This is a genomic window from Streptomyces lasalocidi (assembly GCF_005280215.1).
Classification (GTDB): domain Bacteria; phylum Actinomycetota; class Actinomycetes; order Streptomycetales; family Streptomycetaceae; genus Streptomyces; species Streptomyces longwoodensis.
This window is the reverse complement of record NZ_SZNQ01000001.1, coordinates 6,919,342-6,931,197: the sequence shown is the minus strand read 5'-3', so window position 1 is coordinate 6,931,197 and position 11,856 is coordinate 6,919,342. Positions and strand designations below refer to the sequence as shown.

General features: G+C 73.7%; 13 protein-coding genes. 9 read left to right on the top strand and 4 right to left on the bottom strand.

Annotated features, from left to right (window positions below):
- The first annotated feature begins 12 nt into the window (after nt 1–12).
- The 7 genes from E4U91_RS31315 (at nt 13) to E4U91_RS31285 (ending at nt 4,404) form a co-directional block, all read left to right on the top strand.
- Nucleotides 13–387: an ectoine synthase gene (locus tag E4U91_RS31315; RefSeq protein WP_137309925.1), complete on the top strand. Its 375-nt coding sequence runs from the start codon at nt 13–15 to the stop codon at nt 385–387.
- A gap of 77 nt (nt 388–464) precedes the next feature.
- On the top strand, nt 465–1,625 hold the full coding sequence (locus E4U91_RS31310; RefSeq protein ID WP_137309924.1) for an acyl-CoA dehydrogenase family protein: 1,161 nt from the start codon (nt 465–467) through the stop codon (nt 1,623–1,625).
- A gap of 27 nt (nt 1,626–1,652) precedes the next feature.
- Nucleotides 1,653–2,333: a transglutaminase-like domain-containing protein gene (locus tag E4U91_RS31305; protein ID WP_137309923.1), complete on the top strand. Its 681-nt coding sequence runs from the start codon at nt 1,653–1,655 to the stop codon at nt 2,331–2,333.
- Between the two features lie 23 nt (nt 2,334–2,356).
- A complete protein-coding gene (locus E4U91_RS31300; RefSeq protein ID WP_137309922.1) occupies nt 2,357–3,166 on the top strand; it encodes a maleate cis-trans isomerase family protein in 810 nt (269 codons plus the stop codon).
- Nucleotides 3,163–3,408 carry a DUF6253 family protein gene (locus E4U91_RS31295; RefSeq protein ID WP_137309921.1) on the top strand — a complete coding sequence of 82 codons (246 nt, stop codon included), beginning with the start codon at nt 3,163–3,165 and terminating at the stop codon, nt 3,406–3,408. Before E4U91_RS31300 ends, E4U91_RS31295 begins: the two co-directional genes overlap by 4 nt.
- Nucleotides 3,409–3,595: 187 nt before the next feature.
- The gene (locus E4U91_RS31290; protein WP_137309920.1) at nt 3,596–3,916 is read left to right on the top strand and encodes a DMT family transporter; all 321 of its coding nucleotides are present in this window, start codon (nt 3,596–3,598) and stop codon (nt 3,914–3,916) included.
- Between the two features lie 56 nt (nt 3,917–3,972).
- The gene (locus E4U91_RS31285) at nt 3,973–4,404 is read left to right on the top strand and encodes a DMT family transporter (RefSeq protein WP_137309919.1); all 432 of its coding nucleotides are present in this window, start codon (nt 3,973–3,975) and stop codon (nt 4,402–4,404) included.
- A gap of 147 nt (nt 4,405–4,551) precedes the next feature.
- Here E4U91_RS31285 and E4U91_RS31280 read toward each other — a convergent pair whose 3' ends face one another.
- The 4 genes from E4U91_RS31280 to E4U91_RS31265 are packed head-to-tail and all read right to left on the bottom strand — an operon-like array spanning nt 4,552 to nt 8,999.
- Nucleotides 4,552–5,010: a MarR family winged helix-turn-helix transcriptional regulator gene (locus E4U91_RS31280; protein ID WP_137311092.1), complete on the bottom strand. Its 459-nt coding sequence runs from the start codon at nt 5,008–5,010 to the stop codon at nt 4,552–4,554.
- Nucleotides 5,011–5,065: 55 nt separating this feature from the next.
- The gene (locus E4U91_RS31275) at nt 5,066–6,094 is read right to left on the bottom strand and encodes an NAD(P)/FAD-dependent oxidoreductase (RefSeq protein WP_137309918.1); all 1,029 of its coding nucleotides are present in this window, start codon (nt 6,092–6,094) and stop codon (nt 5,066–5,068) included.
- Nucleotides 6,091–7,554 carry an FAD-dependent oxidoreductase gene (locus E4U91_RS31270; RefSeq protein WP_137309917.1) on the bottom strand — a complete coding sequence of 488 codons (1,464 nt, stop codon included), beginning with the start codon at nt 7,552–7,554 and terminating at the stop codon, nt 6,091–6,093. The genes E4U91_RS31275 and E4U91_RS31270 overlap by 4 nt, the downstream gene beginning before the upstream one ends.
- Entirely contained in the window at nt 7,551–8,999 is a 1,449-nt protein-coding gene (locus tag E4U91_RS31265) for an FGGY family carbohydrate kinase (protein ID WP_137309916.1), read from the bottom strand. Before E4U91_RS31265 ends, E4U91_RS31270 begins: the two co-directional genes overlap by 4 nt.
- A 280-nt stretch (nt 9,000–9,279) precedes the next feature.
- Between E4U91_RS31265 and E4U91_RS31260 the strand changes: the two genes are divergently transcribed.
- Together E4U91_RS31260 and E4U91_RS31255 are read left to right on the top strand one after the other, a co-directional pair.
- Complete coding sequence (locus E4U91_RS31260; protein ID WP_137309915.1) at nt 9,280–10,260, top strand: hypothetical protein; 981 nt, start codon at nt 9,280–9,282, stop codon at nt 10,258–10,260.
- A gap of 63 nt (nt 10,261–10,323) precedes the next feature.
- The gene (locus E4U91_RS31255; RefSeq protein ID WP_137309914.1) at nt 10,324–11,856 is read left to right on the top strand and encodes an amino acid permease; all 1,533 of its coding nucleotides are present in this window, start codon (nt 10,324–10,326) and stop codon (nt 11,854–11,856) included.

The window sequence follows — 11,856 nt, the reverse complement described above, 5'->3', positions numbered from 1 at the left end:
AGGAGTTCAGTCATGATCGTTCGCAGCCTCAGTGACGTCGTTCCCGTCGAGTGGGGCAACGGCACCAGCCACCGCCTGCTGACCGAGGCCGACGGCATGGGCTTCACCGTCTGCGAGACGCTGGTCCGCAAGGGCACGACGAGCTCGCTGCAGTACCGGCGCCACCTGGAGGCCTGCTACTGCACGGGAGGTTCGGGCGAGGTGGTCACCGCGGACGGGACGCGCTTCAAGATAACGGAGGGCACCATCTACGCCCTCGACCAGAACGACGCGCACCACCTCGTGGCCTCCGACTACGAGGACCTGAGACTCGTGTCGGTCTTCAGCCCGGCCCTGCGCGGGGACGAGAAGCACACGCTGTCGGCGGACGGCTTCTCCCAGTACTGAGTTCCGTCATCACCGGGGCCCGTGCCGCCACGGGCCCCGGCGCTCCCCGCACCGCGTACCGGAAGGCCGACACCGCCATGACATCCGCACCCGTGCAGTCCGCCCCGCACGCCCCCGTCCCCGACCTCGACCCCTACGAGCTCGCCACCCCGTGGGCCGACGAACTCAACCGTGACGTCGACGCGTTCGACGCCCGCGCCGAATTCCCCTGGGAGAAGTGGAAGACGATCCGGCGGTCGGGCATCCTCACGGTCCCGTTCGACCCCCGCTACGGCGGCCGCGGCGGCACCCTGACCGACACGATGCGCGCCCTGGAAGGACTCGGGTACACCTGCCGCGACGCAGGTCTCGGCTTCTCCGCCTCCACCCAGATCGTCAGCGTCGGCGTGCCCCTGCAGAAGTTCGCCCGTGAGGAACTCAAGTCCCGGTACCTGCCGCGGATCGTCTCGGGCGAACTGGTCACGGCACACGCCATCACCGAGCCGGACCACGGCTCGGACGCCACGAACATCAGCACCACCGCGCGGCGCGACGGTGACGCCTACGTCATCGACGGGGGCAAGATGTTCATCACCAACGCCCCCATAGCCGACCTGTTCCTGCTGTACGTGCGCACCGGCGAGCCCGGGCCGTTCGGCCTGAGCGTGTTCCTCGTCGAGCGCGACACCCCGGGCCTGGTCGTCGGTGAACCCCTGGCCAAGATGGGGCTGCGCACCTCCCCGCTCAGCGAGGTGACCTTCGACCGGCTGCGGGTGCCCGCCGCCCACCGCGTCGGGCAGGAGGGCGCCGGCTTCCTGATCCTCGACCACGTGATGAAGCGGGAGATCCTGTTCTCCTTCTCCCTCACGCTCGGCGAGATGAGCCACCGGCTGGAGCGGGTGGTCCACCACGCCAGGACCCGCCGCCAGTTCGACCAGCCGATCGGCAAGTTCCAGGCCGTCTCGCACCGGATCGCCGACATGAAGATCGCGGTGGAGACCTCACGCAAGTGGCTCACCGACACCGGTGCCAAGGTCGAGGCCGGCCAGGACACGGCGATCGACATCGCCGCGACAAAGACGGTGGTCAGCGAGGCCAACAAGACCACCGCCCTGGACGCGGTGCAGATCTTCGGCGGCCAGGGCTACCTGACCGGCACGGGCATCGAGCGCGACGTGCGCAACGCCGTCGGCGGAACCATCTACTCAGGGACCAGCGAGATCCAGCGCAACCGCATCGCCGCCCTGCTGGGCCTGTGAGCGGACAGCGCTGACGGAAAGGTGACCATGAACGCCATCACGAGCGCGGAGCGCACCCGGCTCACCGCGCCCACCGAGTTCCTGGACTACGAGACCGACGCGGTCCAAACCTTCATCGACCACGCGGTCGCCGACCGGGCGGCCGACGAGCGCCGCCTCGCCGTCGAGCTGTACTACGCGGTCCGCGACGACGTCTTCTACGAGGTGTACGGGGCCGACCTGTCCCCCGAGGGGCTGCGGGCCAGCAACGTCGCGGCCGGCCGGAAGGGCTTCTGCCTGCACAAGTCCGTGCTGTACGCGGCGGTCTGCCGGGCGGTGGGCATCCCCGCCCGGCTGCACTACGGCGACGTGCGCAACCACCTCGCCTCGGACCGGCTGCGGTCCCACATCGGCGGGGACGTCTTCTTCCACGGCCTCAACACCGTGTACCTGAACGGCACCTGGGTGAAGGCCACCCCGGTCTTCAACAAGATCCTGTGCCGGCTGTACGGGATGAAGCCGCTGGAGTTCGACGGCACCGCCGACAGCGTGCACCACCCCTTCGACGAACAGGGCAACAAGAACATGGAGTTCGTCGCGGACCACGGCGACTTCGACGACGTCCCCTACACGTTCATCATGTCCCAGATGCGTCGCAAGCACCCCCGCTTCCTGGACGGCGACGGCACGGTCCGGGGCGGGTCGCTGGCCGCCGAGGCAACGGGCTGACCCCAGTGAGGAGAGCAACCACCATGCCCAACGTTCAGGCCGAGAGGGACGGCTGGGAGGCCGAGGCCCGGGTCGGTGTGGTCGTCCCGCACGCGGACGTCGGCCCCGAGTCGGAGTTCCAGGCCATCGCCCCCGACGACGTCTTCATCCACGCGTCCCGCGTGCACTTCGCGGCGATGCGGCCCGGCGGGGAGATGGACCCGAAGATCCCGCACGACCCGGTGCGGGCCTTCGTGGAACCGCCGCTCATCGACGACGCGGTCGAACTGCTCGCGGCGTCCCCGCTCGATGTGATCGCCCTGGGCTTCACCAGCTCCGCCTACGTGCTCGGCGCGAGCGGGGAGAAGGAGCTGTTCGACCGGCTGGCGCAGCGCACCCGGGGCATCCCGCTCACGGCCACGACCGCGGCCGCCGTCACCGGCTTCACGGCCCTCGGCGCCCGCAAGGTGGCGATCGTCAACCCGCCGTGGTTCGACGACCGGCTCTCCGGGCTGGGCGCCGACTACTTCACCGAGCAGGGCTTCACGGTCGTCCACCACGGCCCCTGCGGCCTGCCCAGCAACCAGAAGCTGATCACCCCCGAGGCGCTGTCCGACTGGATCCGCACCACGGTCGCCGACCACCGGCCCGACGCGGTCCTGGTCGCCGGCAACGGCATCCGCGCGGTCGGCGTCATCCAGGCCCTGGAGAAGGAGCTGGACTTCGCCGTCCTGACCGCCAACCAGGCGCTGTTCTGGCACGCCCTGCACCTGGCGGGGGCGGGCGGGGCAGCGGCCCGGATCACCGGGTACGGACGGCTGTTCGAGACGGCACCGCGGGACGGCACGTCATGAGCCTGGTCGCGGCCGACGGCCACGTCGCCCTGTTCGCCACCCCCGAGGGCGACTCCTACAATCTGCCGCTGGTCTGCTGGCGCGACGACGGCACCAGCGTGCACGGCCTGGTCCTCCACCGCGGCACGCTGCGCCAGGCGGAACTCGTCCCCGGCTTCCGCCGCTACGCGCACGGCAGCGAGGCCGCCCCGTCCTTCGCCGCCGGGGAACCGCAGCGGCGCCTGGCCCAAGCGGCCGGCTGACCTGTCGGGGCCCGTGCGGAAGCCTCCGTACGGGCCCTGCGGGATTGACAGCGAGATACTTGTTCATGCAAGCTTTATGTGTTCCCCTTCAGACCTGACGTGCGGAACTATTGCCCCAGTGAACATGCACGTACAAGCAAACAGAGGGCACGTTCCTTCGCTTTCCCGCTCCTTCGAAAGGACCGCCATGCAGTGGCTCTACCTCGCCATCGCGGACATCTTCGAGATCGTCGTCGCCATCGCGGCCGGTAAGGCAGAGGGCTTCAAGAACCGCCGGTGGACCGCCATCACCCTGGTCAGCGGTGCGCTCGGGACCTACTTCCTCAGCCGGGCCCTGCTGACCTTCGACGTCGGCGTCGGCTACGCCATCTGGACGTCGATCGCCGGTGTCGGCATCACGGTCCTCGGTGTGGTGCTCTTCGGCCAGCGGCTGAACTGGCGCAAGGCCCTCGGCATCGCCGTCATCATCGCCGGCGTCGTCGGGCTCCAGCTCAGCGGCGCCGCCTGAGCCGTCCCGCCAAGCCCGCACGCCTGCTTCTCATTCCCTCGAAAGGACCCAGGCACATGTCCCACACCGACCGTTCCTCGGCCAACTCCTGGCTCATGCTCCTCCTCGCCGGAGGCTTCGAGATCGGCTACGCGCTCTCCGTCGGCGGCAGCCACGGCTTCACCCGCCTGTCGTGGTCACTGGTCGCGGTCGTCTTCTTCCTCCTGACGCTCTGGGCGCTGAGCGTCGCCCTGCGGACCATCGACGTGGGGATCGGCTACGCCGTCTGGGCGGGGATCGGGGCAGCCGGTGCCGCCCTGCTCGGCCCGTTCTTCTTCGACGAGAGCCTCACGGTCACCCAGGCGGTGTGGCTGGGCGTGATCATCGCCGGGGTGGTCTGGCTCAAGCTGGCCGACCGGCCGGAGAACGCCCCGGCTGCCGCCCCCGAGACCCCGGACACCCGGGGGCTCGCCACGGAGGCGCGGGAGACCCAGGGCGCACAGCGCTGACGTCGTGCCCCACCCTGACAGCGCCGCCTCGACAGCGGGGCCACCTGGTGGTCCGGGCAGCAGCCCGGGCCGGAACCGCACCAGGAGGCCCCGCTGTCGAGGTGTGGGCGCTTCCACCCCGCGCCCGTCCGGCCCGCCCCGGCCGTCTCAGTGGTGCCAGGCCGTGCCGCCCGTGTTGCGGATGAAGCGCTGGAGGACCTTGAGCGTCGTCAGGTACTCCTCGTCGGAGATGCCCGCGTGCCGTTCCTCGTGGAGCTCCTGCTGGACGGCGGCCGCCTTGTCGAAGAAGGCCCGGCCCTCGGCGGTCAGGTGCAGGCGACCCGCCGCGTCCTGGTCGATCCAGCCGCGGGCGACGGTGTGGTCGATCTCCTCCTCCATGGCCTCGGGGCCCGTGCCGAGGTAGTTCCGCAGCAGCCGCGACACCTCGTCCCGGCTCTTGGCCGGGTCGGCGCCGGCGACCTGGCCGAGGACCCACCACTGCGGCTGGGTGGTCCCCAGCTCCGCGAGGGCGGAGCGGATGCGGGTGACGACGGCGTCGTAGGCCGCCCAGCTCCAGTAGCCGATCGGCTGCCGCAGCAGGTCCGCGTCGCTGTACGAGTACTCCATGGCCGGTGCCTCCGGGGTGCGCCTGGGTCGTTCGGACGCCACCGACGCTAGGAACTCAAGCGGACTTGAGGTCAAGGCCGAGCCGGTCGAGCACCGCGTGGGCCGCGTGGGCACCGGCGCGGGCGGCGGCCGGGGCGGAGGCGGCGGGGCGCACGAGGGCGCCCGCGGCGAAGACGCCGGGCCGGGAGGTGCGCAGGGCGGCGTCCACGTCGGGGCACCGGGTGCCGGTCGTGAGGCCGCCGCGCCGGGCGAGCGCCTGGTCGGGGACGAACGCGCCGGTGAACACGACCGTGTCACAGGGCAGGACGGCCGTGCGTCCGTCGCGGTGGCTGACCCGCACGCCCGACAGGCGCCCCTGGCCGAGGAGTTCGATGACCGTGGCGCCCGTCAGGAGCGGAAAGTCCTGCCGGGGACGGGAGTCGGCGACCCGGGCGCGGCCGCTCCGGGCCCGGGACAGGCCGGTGACCAGCGCGACGACCGTGGCGCCCGCGGCCCGGACGGTGGTGACGGCCGCGTGCTCGGCGTACGCGGCGGCCACGGCCTCCTCCGCGCCTGTCGCGGTCTGCGGGCCGGTCGCCTCCCCCGCGCACGCCGTGCCTCCCGCACCGACGATCACCACCCGGGTCCCGATGTGCTGCCCGAACTGGTGCACCGCGCGCTGGAGCTCACCCGTGGTGTACACCCCGGCCGGGCGGGTGCCGGGGACCAGGCGGGCGGCGCGCGGGCGTTCGCGGGCGCCGGTGGCCAGGACGACGGCGCGGGCGGTGACGGTCTCGACGCCGAGCGGGCCGACGGTCTCCAGGGCGAGGGGGCCCGCCCAGTCGAGCGCCGTCACGCCGGTGCGCACGACCGCCCCGGCACGCTGGGCGGCCGCCACCAGCCGGCGCGCGAACGCCGGTCCGGTCACCACGCGCGGCCAGGTGCCGTAGCCCCGGTGCGCGCCGTACCGGGGCGCTCCCCCGGCTCCCTGGTCCGCGTCCAGCACCTCGACGCGGCCCGCGCCGAGGGCGGCGAGGCGGGTGGCGGCCACCAGTCCGGCGGGCCCCGCCCCGACCACCAGGACGTCGACCTCCCGCGCGCTCACCGGTGGGCCTGCTCGAACAGCTCGCGCACGGCCGCGCCGCACGTGTCGCCCTGGCAGCGGCCGGCCCGGGCGCGGGTGCGGCGGCGCAGCCCGTCCAGGGAGCGCGGCGGGATCGTCCCCGCGAGCGCGTCGCGGATCTCGCCGCGCGAGACCTGCTCGCAGGGGCAGACGACGACGCCGTACTCGGGGTCGGCCGCGACCCGGTCGGGGACGCGGCACGGGCGGGGGGAGGTCCGGCCCAGCTGTGGCATGCGGACCGGTGCCAGGTCGCGGGCGGGCCCGAGGGCGAGGCCGGAGTCCGCCAGCAGGTCGCGCACGTGCGCGGCGATGGCGAGGGACGCGGTCAGGCCGGTGGAGCGGATGCCGCCGACGGTGACGTACGCCTGCTCGGGGTGGGCGGTGATGCGGTAGTCGTCGTGCTCGGTGGCCGCGCGCAGGCCGGCGTAGACGGCCGTGACCTCCTCCTCCAGCAGCGCGGGCAGGACGCGGCGGCCCTTCTCGCGCAGGCCGGCGAGTCCCTCGGCGGTGGTGCCGGTGGCGGTCCGGTCGTCCAGGTCCTCGGCGGTGGGTCCGAGCAGGACGTTGCCGTGGACGGTGGGCGCGACCAGGACGCCCTTGCCGAGGGCGGTGGGCACGGGCAGCAGGATGTGGCGGACGAGGTCGCGCGCGAAGGGGTCGAAGACGAGGAGCTGGCCGCGGCGCGGGGTCACGGTGAAGTCCTGGTGGCCGCGCATCCGGTCGAGGGTGTCGGCGTGCAGCCCGGCGGCGTTGACCAGCCAACGGGTGTGCAGGGCACCGCGGTTGGTGCCGAGCACCTGCGGTCCGCCGCCCGTGCCGTCGGTCACCGACTCCACCCGGCAGCCGAGGTGCAGGTCCACCCCGTGCCGCACGGCCTGGGTGGCGTAGGCGAGGGGGGTCGTCCACGGGCAGATGACGCTCTCGCCGGGCACGTGCAGGGCGCCGAGCGCGCCGGGGCCCAAGTGGGGTTCGCGGGCGTACAGTTCGGCCGCGTCCAGGGGGCGGACGCCGTCGTGGGCGTTGCGCCGCGCCTTGTCGGCGAGGCCGGGCAGGGCGGCCAGCTGGTCCTCGTCCCAGGCGACGAGGAGGGCGCCGACCGGTTCGACGGGGATGCCGGACTCGGCCGCGTAGGCCGACAGCAGGCGGTGTCCCTCGCGGACCAGCCGGGCCTCCAGGGAGCCCGGCACGGCGTCGAAACCGGTGTGCAGGATGGCGGTGTTGGCCTTCGAGGTGCCCTGGCCGACGTCGTCCTGCGCCTCCACGAGGGCGACCCGCAGGCGGGGGTGGCGGGCGAGCTCCCGGGCGAGGGCGGTGCCGACGACCCCGGCTCCGACGACGGTGACGTCGTACGGCCGCGCGGGCAGCGGGCCCGCGACGGTCACGGCGCCCTCGCGGGGGCCGGCGGCGGTCACGGAACCCCCACGCGCGCCGGGAGCCGTCATGCGGGGCTCCCCTCCAGCAGGGCCCCCACGGCCGTCCGGAAGCGGGCCAGGCGCTCGGCGGCCTCGTCGGCCGTCAGGCGCGGCTCGTACACGGCGGCGGGCTCCTGGTCCGGGAGCGCGGCCTCGACGCCCAGGCCGGGATCGGCGCCGAGCCGGGCCAGCGCGCCCACGCCGAGGGCCGTCGCGTCGGGCAGCGCGGACACCTCCACGGGGCGTTGCAGCAGGTCGGCCTGGGTCTGCATGAGGAGCGTCGAGCGGGTCAGGCCGCCGTCGACGCGCAGGACGGTCAGCGCGGTGCCGAGGTCGGACTCGGCGGCGTCGGCGAGGGCGACGACCTGGGCGGCGATGCCCTCGCACAGGGCGCGCACCAGGTGGCCGGGGGTGGTGTCCAGGCCGAGCCCGGTCAGGGAACCGCGCAGTTCGCCGCGCCACCACGGGGCGGCGAGTCCGGCCAGGGCGGGCACGAAGGTGACGCCGCCGCTGTCGGGCACGCCGCCGCCGACGGCGTCGAGGTCGGCGGCGTCGCGCAGCACGCCGAGATCGGTGAGCCAGCGCACGGCGGAAGCGGCGGCGAACACCTGGCCGTCGAGGCAGTAGTGGGTGCGGTCCGCGAGGCGCCAGGCGACGCAGGACACCAGCCCGGAGGTGCCCCGCCCGGGGCTCTCCCCGGTGTGCGCGAGCAGGAACGCGCCGGTGCCGTAGGTGCACTTGGCGGTGCCCGGGGCGGTGACGCGCTGGGCGAGCAGGGCGGCCTGCTGGTCGACGGCGAGCCCGGTGAGCGGGATCTCCGGGGACCCGGGCCCGAACGCCCGGGTGGTGCCGACGACGTGGGCGTTGTCGACGACGTCCGGCAGGCGCTCGTCGGACAGGCCGTACAGGTCGAGGGCGCGCGGGGACCAGGCGGCGCGGTCGAGGTCGAGGAGCTGGGTGCGGCCGGCGGTCGCCGCGTCCGTGACGAAGGCTCCGGTGAGGCGCCGTACGAGCCAGGCGTCGCTGGTCGTGACGACGCCCTCGCGGGTCAGCCGACGGCGGATCCAGGCCATTTTCGGCGCCGCGAAGTAGGGGTCGAGGGGCAGGCCGGTCAGATCGCGCAGTTCGTCCGCGTGCGGGGCGAGTTCGGCGCAGACGTCCTCGGCGCGGCGGTCCTGCCAGACGATCGCGTCGGTGAGCGGGCGTCCGGTGGCCGGGTCCCAGGCGAGGACGGTCTCGCCCTGGTTGGCCAGGCCGAACGCGACGACGGGTTCGCCGGCCTCGGCGAGCGCCCGCCGGCCGGCCTCGACGACCGATCCGTACAGCTCGGCGGGGTCGACCTCGACGCGGCCGCCGGGCAGGTGGCGGGGGCGCACCGACGCGAATCCGGTGCCGAGGACGCCGCGTTCGGGGCAGACCACGAGGGCCTTGGTGCCGGAGGTTCCCTGGTCGACGGCGAGCACGGGGCCTGTCATCGCACCCTCCCCCGCGGCCGCCCGCGTCCCGGTGATCACGGTCCGACAGCCTGCCGTCGGGTCCCGCGCCGCGTCAAGCGCGCCCGGTGCCGGGCCGGCTGCGGCCCGCCACCAGCCAAGATGGTTGAAAAATAACGGACTTGATTTGCTTCGTCCGGTCGTACCAGCCCCTCTATAGTGACCGCCGACCGACGTGATCTCCTCATCAACCGCCCAGAGGAGGGCTGTTGTTACTGCACCCCGCCGACCTGCCCCTTCGGCACCCCCGCGCGGACGGCTGATGGCACGCGAAGGAGCACGGCCGGCCTACGACCCCGCCGGCCCCGACGACGCGCTGCGGTCCGCCCTGCAGGAGCTGCGCACCGGGCGCTGGCTGGCGATGCGCACCCTGCTGGAGGACACGGCGGGCTGGGCGGCCTGGACGCGGCGCACCCAGGTGCTGGCCACCGCGGCCGCCGGGACCGACGTGGTGCGGGCCTGGCTCGCCGAGGAGCCGCACAGCGTCCCGGCCGTGGTGATGCGCGCCCGGGTCGGGGTGGAACGCGCCCTGCGGGCGCGGCGCGAGGGTCACCGTCGTACGCACGAACTGTGGATCGAGGCCTGGGACATGAGCCAGGAGGCCGCCCGGGTCGCGCCCCCGGACCCGGTGCCGTGGGTGTGCCTGCTGGCGCTGGCCCAGCTCGACCGGCAACGGCTGTGGGACGAGCACCGGGTGGCCGCCCCGGAACCGACGCTCCCGCCGGGGCCGTGGGGGCTGCTCGCCGAGGCCGACAAGCGCGACCCCGGCAACCGCGAGGCCCACCACCGCATGCTCCAGTTCCTCTACGCGCACGCGGCCTCCCCCCGGCCGGCGGAGGCGGAGGGCTTCGCCCAGCTCGTCGGCCAGGCGGCACCGCCGGGCTCCGCGCTGCACCTGCTGCCGCTGTACGTACGGGTCGAGCGCTACCGGCGCGAGGGCGGGCGGGACACGGCCCTGGACCTGTTCTGGGTGGCCGAGGACGCCACCCGGGAGGCGCTGCGGGCGTACGAGGCGTGGTTCGAGCGCTCCGACCCGGCCGAACGCTCACCGCTCGACCTCAACCACCTCGCCCACGCCCTGTGGGGCGCACAGCGCTTCCCGCAGGCGGCCCGGGTGTTCGACGCGATCGGGCCGTACTACACGCCCGTGCCGTGGACGGGCCGCGCCGGACGGCCGGGCGAACCCGCCGAGGCGGTGGAGGTGTTCCTGCGGGCCCGTGCCCGCAGCGGCGCCACGCCCTGACCCGGTCGCGCCCCCCGTTTCTCCCCGGTTTTCCCACCCCCCTCTCCCCCCGGAGGTCTCCGTATGTCCCGCACCCCCGAGCCACCGGCCCCCGTCGAGGCCGCCCGGCCCGACGAGGAGCAGCGGCTGCGCGAACTCGGCTACCGGCCGGTGCTGGCCCGCCGCATGGGCGGCTTCGGCAACTTCGCGATCAGCTTCTCGGTCATCTCGATCCTGTCGGGCTGCATGACCCTGTACGGCTTCGGCATGAACGCGGGCGGACCCGCCGTGATGCTGTGGGGCTGGGCCGGGGTCGGGCTGTTCGTGCTGTGCGTGGGCCTCGCGCTGGCGGAGGTGACCAGCGCCTACCCGACCTCGGGCGCCCTGTACTACATGGCCGACCGGCTCGGCGGACGGCGCTGGGGCTGGTACACCGGCTGGCTGAACCTGCTCGGCCTGCTCGGCGCGATCGCCGGCATCGACTACGGCGCCGCCCTGTTCGCGGGCGCGTTCGCCAACCTCCAGTGGGGCTTCACCCCCACCCCGGGGAAGACGATGCTGATCTTCATGGCGATCCTGCTGCTGCACGCCGTGCTCAACCTGTTCGGCGTGCGGCTGGTCAGCGTGCTCAACTCGATATCCGTGTGGTGGCACCTGGCCGGCGTCGCGGTGATCGTGGGGGCGCTGTGGATCGTGCCCGACCACCACCGCTCGGCGTCCTTCGTGTTCACCGAGTTCGTCAACGGCACCGGCTGGCACAACCCGGTGTACGTCGCCGCGATCGGCCTGCTGCTCGCCCAGTACACGTTCTCCGGCTACGACGCCTCGGCGCACCTGTCGGAGGAGACGGCGCACGCCTCGGTGTCGGCGGCGCGCGGCATCGTGCGCTCGATCTGGGTGTCGTGGCTGGCGGGTTTCGTGCTGCTCGCCGGACTGACCTTCGCCATCCAGGACTACGACGGCACGCTCGCCACCGCGACCGGGGTGCCGCCCGCGCAGATCCTGCTCGACGGGCTCGGCACGGACGGCGCGAGCGCGCTGCTGCTGGTGGTCATCGTGGCGCAGCTGTTCTGCGGGAACGCCGAGGTCGCCGCGGCCAGCCGGATGGTGTTCGCGTTCAGCCGGGACCGGGCGCTGCCGGGCTCGCACCTGTGGCGCACGGTCAGCGCCCGCACCCAGACGCCGGTGGCCGCGGTGTGGCTGTCGGTCGCCGTGGCCTGTGTGCTCGCCCTGCCGTCGCTGTACTCGGCCACCGCCTACGGCGCGGTCACCGCGATCAACGTCATCGGCATCACGCCCGCGTACGCCATCCCGGTGTTCCTGCGGCTGCGCGCGGGTGACCGGTTCACGCCGGGTCCGTGGAGCCTGGGCCGGTGGAGCAGGCCGATCGGCTGCATCGCCGTGGTGTGGGTGGCGTGCGTGACGGTGCTGTTCTGCCTGCCGCAGTCGTCGCCGGTGACGGCGGACACCATGAACTACGCCTCCGTCGCGCTGGCCGTCGTCCTGGTCCTGGCCACCGTGTGGTGGTTCGTCGCCCGCCGCTCGTACGGGACGCCCACCACGGCCGCGTACGGCTCGGACCGGGAGCAGGCCGAACTGGCCGAAGGCATCGTGTGA

Bases quoted from the DNA above. Each gene is read 5' to 3' on its own strand.
- E4U91_RS31315 (WP_137309925.1), top strand. From the start codon at position 13: ATGATCGTTCGCAGCCTCAGTGACGTCGTTCCCGTCGAGTGGGGCAAC.
- E4U91_RS31300 (WP_137309922.1), top strand. From the start codon at position 2,357: ATGCCCAACGTTCAGGCCGAGAGGGACGGCTGGGAGGCCGAGGCCCGG.
- E4U91_RS31260 (WP_137309915.1), top strand. From the start codon at position 9,280: ATGGCACGCGAAGGAGCACGGCCGGCCTACGACCCCGCCGGCCCCGAC.
- E4U91_RS31270 (WP_137309917.1), bottom strand. From the start codon at position 7,554: ATGACGGCTCCCGGCGCGCGTGGGGGTTCCGTGACCGCCGCCGGCCCC.
- E4U91_RS31265 (WP_137309916.1), bottom strand. From the start codon at position 8,999: ATGACAGGCCCCGTGCTCGCCGTCGACCAGGGAACCTCCGGCACCAAG.
- E4U91_RS31290 (WP_137309920.1), top strand. From the start codon at position 3,596: ATGCAGTGGCTCTACCTCGCCATCGCGGACATCTTCGAGATCGTCGTC.
- E4U91_RS31310 (WP_137309924.1), top strand. From the start codon at position 465: ATGACATCCGCACCCGTGCAGTCCGCCCCGCACGCCCCCGTCCCCGAC.
- E4U91_RS31285 (WP_137309919.1), top strand. From the start codon at position 3,973: ATGTCCCACACCGACCGTTCCTCGGCCAACTCCTGGCTCATGCTCCTC.
- E4U91_RS31305 (WP_137309923.1), top strand. From the start codon at position 1,653: ATGAACGCCATCACGAGCGCGGAGCGCACCCGGCTCACCGCGCCCACC.
- E4U91_RS31295 (WP_137309921.1), top strand. From the start codon at position 3,163: ATGAGCCTGGTCGCGGCCGACGGCCACGTCGCCCTGTTCGCCACCCCC.
- E4U91_RS31280 (WP_137311092.1), bottom strand. From the start codon at position 5,010: ATGGAGTACTCGTACAGCGACGCGGACCTGCTGCGGCAGCCGATCGGC.
- E4U91_RS31255 (WP_137309914.1), top strand. From the start codon at position 10,324: ATGTCCCGCACCCCCGAGCCACCGGCCCCCGTCGAGGCCGCCCGGCCC.